The organism is Bacillus sp. JJ1521, assembly GCF_036965165.1.
Classification (GTDB): Bacteria; Bacillota; Bacilli; order Bacillales; family Bacillaceae_L; genus Ferdinandcohnia.
The window spans coordinates 1-4,869 of record NZ_JBALOX010000136.1 but is presented as its reverse complement, the minus strand read 5'-3'; the positions used below and the strand labels follow the sequence as shown (position 1 = coordinate 4,869).

Below are 4,869 nucleotides of genomic sequence, written 5' to 3'. Positions count from 1 at the left end.
AAAGAGTCAGGTATCCATCCGCTCTACAAGAAGGCCCTATTTGAAAGTACAGAAGAGCAAACTGTTATTACGAAAAACTTTTCTGGAAGGCCTGCGAGAGGTATTAAAAATAAATTTATTGAGGAATTTGATAAGAGTGGAATATCCCCACTACCTTATCCGATTCAAAATACAGCAACTAGTACCATGAGAATAGAAGCCTCCAAACAAGATCAAATTGAGTATATGGCCCTATGGGCAGGTCAAGGTCTTCGATTCATTGATTGTGAAAATCATGCAGAATTCATTATAAAGGAACTTATCGACGAGGTAGAGAGAATTTTGGGGTAAGTGAATAAAAAATGCAGACCAAATCGAATTGATATTGGTCTGCTTTGAAACTAATTTCTATCTTTTTTTCGTCGAGATTTTTTCCCTAATGATTCTGAAGAATTAATTGGCAGTGTTGTATGGTCTTTATCTGTATTTGTGTCCCATATACTATATTCAATATCAGCTGGTGTTTTGTTCTGTTTTTTGGACATATCTTTTACCTCCAATAAAAAATTAGTTAAATAAAATATCCATGATTAATTTGATTTTAAAATGGGTGCATCATTAATAAGCAAATACATGGTTTCCTATAGTGGTCGAAACGGTACGACTTCTAAGATAAGAGCTTAACGTTTTATCGGGGTTGTAAAAAAATAATGCTCCGTTTGTGGGATCCTCACCATTAATCGCCCGTTTGGCTGCTTCTAGATTTTGTGCGGTAGGGGTTGCTGTATTTATTGCACCAGTTTGGGCTGGTGTAAATTGATAGTAACCGTAGCTTTTTTCAAACAGAACATCTTTTACGTTATTAGGAAATAAAGGACTTTTTACCCGATTCATTATGACGGCACCAACTGCGATTTGTCCTTCAAGTGTTTCACCTCTTGCTTCACTGTATATCATTTTTGCCAGCCACTTGACTTCTTCTTGGTTTGTCACTGAATGTTGTTCTGAAGTGAAAGATGTTTTAGTCGGTGCCGCCTTACCTTCAGTAGGAATTGTCAACGTCTGACCAACACTTAATAAGTTCGAAGATAAATGATTAGCTTTTTTAATGGCATCAACCGTTGTTTTATTGCGTGTAGCAATACTGTATAACGTATCACCTGAAACAACTCGATAAGTAGTTTTTGTGGTTTGAGTTGGAGTAGCTGTAACTCCAGAAGGAATTGTCAACTCCTGCCCGACCTCTATTAAATTTGATGATAAATTATTGGCTTTCTTGATGGAATCAATCGTCGTGCCATTGCGGTTGGCGATGCTGTATAATGTATCCCCGGAAACAACTTGATATGTATTTTCATTTGATTGACTTGGTACCGACGTATCGCCTGAAGGAATTGTCAATGTCTGTCCAACATTTAATAAATTTGAAGATAAATGATTGACGATCTTGATGGCATCGACTGTTGTGCCATTTCGTTTGGCAATGCTGTATAATGTATCCCCAGAAACAACCTGATATGTAGCTTCAATGGTTTCAGTCGGGACCGCCATCACGCCAGAAGGTATTGTTAATGTCTGCCCAACCTGTAAAATGTCCGAAGATAAATGATTAGCCAGTTTAATTGCTTCAACTGTTGTACCATTACGCTGAGCAATGCTATAAAGCGTATCACCAGCAGACACCGTGTAGGATAAAGAGGCAGTATCCGACTGTGCAACTTGTTTTTTAGCTGCTGAAGCTTTATCTGAAGGTAGTGCACCAATTCCTAGTACTGAAAATAGCATTCCTCCAGCCATAATTTTGCAGGTTTTAACCTTCAATGAAGGAAACATTCTTTTTATAAAGCTTATAGCTTCATTCGTAATACTTTGTTCTTTTCCTTTGGAGATCGATCCGAATTCAGCAGAGAACTTTGTTACATTTTCATTAAGATATAAGACGATTTCGGTTCCATGTTGTGTTTCGATTATTTTATAATGAGTAAAAGTCTCTATTTCAATCACCCTCCAGTTTTTCTTTACTATCCCCATAAATCAGAACAAATAATAAGAAAATAGTCCGCTTCAAAAGGATTAGGACAAAGTATTCATTTTCTGAATTTTTAGTATTTATACTTGAAATAACTCTTTCCAGATTAGTATAATGAAACAAACCTTCGATGAAGGTTAACAAAATAGTCATACAACAAACCTAGACTAGACAGAAGGGAATAAGGGTAACTAGTTTTGAAAATTGATTTGAAGGAGGAGAATCATCTTGAAAAATCAAGTCAAATTATTACCGTTTACCATTCAGTCAGTTGTTGATCAAACGAATGAAACACCAGAGGGAGTCCAGCTGGTACAAGCACCTTCATTATGGGATGCAAGCAGCCAGGGTGAAGGTGTTGTTATCGCGGTCATTGACACCGGGATTGACACGTCTCATCCAGATCTAAAGGATCGAATTATAGCGGGACGGAATTTTACAACGGATTATAATGGGGACTCCGAGATATTTGAAGACAATAATGGACATGGCACACATGTATCAGGTACCGTTGCAGCAAGTCTTAATAACGAAGGAGTTGTCGGGGTTGCTCCGAAGGCTCAAATTTTAAGTTTAAAAGCATTGACGGGAGAAGGGTCAGGGAATTATGAATGGATCATAAATGCCATAAACTATGCAGGTGAATGGCGAGGTCCTAACAATGAAAAAGTGCGTGTGATTTCCATGTCATTAGGTGGTCCCGAAGATGTACCTGAAATGCATCAGGCGATTCAACATGCAGTAAATCAAGGTATTTCTGTCGTTGTTGCTGCGGGGAACGAAGGGGATTCCCGGGAAGATACATTTGAGTATGCCTATCCTGGAGCGTATAACGAAGTGATTTCGGTAGGAGCTGTAGACATGGATTTGCAACTTGCTCCATTTTCCAATACTCATACTGAAATCGACCTAGTCGCCCCTGGGGTAGATGTGGTTTCAACATATCCAGACAATAAATATGCAAGACTAACAGGAACTTCGATGGCGGCTCCACATGTTGCAGGTGCCATCGCTTTATTAGTCAATATAAGTGAAAAAGAGTTTGATAGAACGCTCGGTGAAGCAGAGGTCTATGCACAGCTCATCAGACGAACTATTCCACTAGGGAATAGAAAAAGCGCTGAAGGAAATGGATTTCTACTGCTTAATATAGTCGAAAAGCTCCATGAAATGATTCCTACTTCACACATGAATGTTTAAATTAAGTACGTAAACTTCTAGGTAATATGTATATTTTGTCCCCCTTTTTTGAATGAAGGGGGACAATTTCATGAATACAATATAATCCCTCCATTAATATGTAGGCCTTGCCCCGTTACATAAAACGATTGATTTGTTGCAAGGTATACAAATGCTGGGGCAATTTCAAATGGTTGTGCAGCCCCGCCCATTGGAATGTTAGTACCAAGTGTGGCCACATGTTCCGCTGGATACGTGCTAACGGTAAGAGGAGTCCATGCTGGTCCCGGAGCGACGGCATTTATACGGATGCCTTTGTCTGCGAGTGATTCGCAAAGCAACCGTTTAGCCGGTAACAAGGCGATGGCCGTTCGCTCAATTGTCGGACGGCTTTACTAATGGAAAAATAAATTCCCTCCTATGATTGATCACATAGAAGGGAACATATCTGGTTTGATGGTGTTTAATTTTACACTTATTTACCCGCTAGTTGAGCTTTCTTATTTTCAACCGTTTTAAGATCGAAGCGATCTGCATTCATTACCTTTACCCATGCGGCGATAAAGTCACGCACAAACTTCTCTTTGTTATCATCTTGAGCGTACACTTCCGCAAGGGAACGTAGTATTGAGTTTGAGCCGAATACAAGGTCTACTCTTGTAGCTGTACGTACGACTTCGCCTGTTTTGCGGTCACTACCTTCGTAGACGTTTTCTCCTACAGGCTTCCACGCCACATTCATGTCGAGCAAGTTAACGAAGAAATCATTCGTGAGCTCCCCGACTCGATCGGTAAACACGCCGTGCTCTGAGCCACCATGGTTTGTACCTAGAACACGCATACCCCCAATAAGAACAGTCATCTCTGGTGCAGTAAGACCTATGAGTTGAGCCTTATCAATTAGGAGCTCTTCCGGACTCACACTATACTGTTGCTTTTGATAGTTGCGGAAGCCGTCAGCTATAGGCTCGAGTACTTCAAAGCTTTCTACATCTGTCTGCTCTAGTGTTGCATCGCCACGTCCAGGAGCAAATGGAACTGTTACCTCAAAGCCCGCATCTTGAGCAGCTTTTTCGATTGCTGCACAACCACCAAGTACAATCAAATCAGCCAGGCTGAAATTGATATCTACATCTTGTTGAATGCCTTCTAAAACTTGAAGCACTTGTGCAAGTTGTTCTGGTTGGTTCACTTCCCAATCCTTCTGTGGAGCTAGACGGATGCGTGCGCCATTTGCACCGCCACGATGATCTGAGCTACGGTACGTACTAGCAGAAGCCCAAGCAGTTGTTACAAGTTTACTAATAGTAAGACCAGAATCAAGAATTTTTGCTTTTATTTCAGCTATTTCAGCATCCGTTAATTCATAATTACCAGCTGGTACAGGATCTTGCCAGATGAAATCTTCTTCAGGAACTTCTGGACCAAGATATCTTGCTTTAGGACCCATGTCACGGTGGAGTAGCTTGAACCATCCACGAGCAAATGCATCTGCAAACTCATCTGGATTCTGATGGAAACGACGAGAAATTTTCTCATACTCTGGGTCAAAACGTAATGCCATATCCGCAGTGGTCATCATTGTCGGAACCTTAATGGAAGGATCTTCTACATCTGGTGCAAGATGCTCCTCAGCAGGATCTACAATCAGCCATTGCCATGCGCCAGCAGGACTCTTTGTC

6 protein-coding genes are annotated in these 4,869 nt (G+C 40.6%); 2 read left to right on the top strand and 4 right to left on the bottom strand.

Annotated features, from left to right (window positions below):
- On the top strand, positions 1-330 hold a 330-nt coding region (locus V7147_RS17750; RefSeq protein ID WP_335369167.1), incomplete at its 5' end, for an NAD(P)H-dependent flavin oxidoreductase.
- A 50-nt stretch (positions 331-380) separates the two neighbouring features.
- Here V7147_RS17750 and V7147_RS17745 read toward each other — a convergent pair.
- Together V7147_RS17745 and V7147_RS17740 are read right to left on the bottom strand one after the other, a co-directional pair.
- Complete coding sequence (locus V7147_RS17745) at positions 381-524, bottom strand: hypothetical protein (protein WP_335369166.1); 144 nt, start codon at positions 522-524, stop codon at positions 381-383.
- Positions 525-597: 73 nt separating this feature from the next.
- A complete protein-coding gene (locus V7147_RS17740) occupies positions 598-1,983 on the bottom strand; it encodes a LysM peptidoglycan-binding domain-containing protein (protein WP_335369165.1) in 1,386 nt (461 codons plus the stop codon).
- Between the two features lie 253 nt (positions 1,984-2,236).
- Between V7147_RS17740 and V7147_RS17735 the strand changes: the two genes are divergently transcribed.
- Positions 2,237-3,208 carry a S8 family peptidase gene (locus tag V7147_RS17735; protein WP_335369164.1) on the top strand — a complete coding sequence of 324 codons (972 nt, stop codon included), beginning with the start codon at positions 2,237-2,239 and terminating at the stop codon, positions 3,206-3,208.
- Positions 3,209-3,276: 68 nt separating this feature from the next.
- Here V7147_RS17735 and V7147_RS17730 read toward each other — a convergent pair whose 3' ends face one another.
- Positions 3,277-3,546, bottom strand: a complete 270-nt coding sequence (locus tag V7147_RS17730) for an SDR family oxidoreductase (RefSeq protein ID WP_335369163.1) — start codon at positions 3,544-3,546, stop codon at positions 3,277-3,279.
- A gap of 116 nt (positions 3,547-3,662) precedes the next feature.
- A partial coding sequence (locus tag V7147_RS17725) for a peroxidase family protein (RefSeq protein ID WP_335369162.1) occupies positions 3,663-4,869 on the bottom strand: 1,207 nt, incomplete at its 5' end.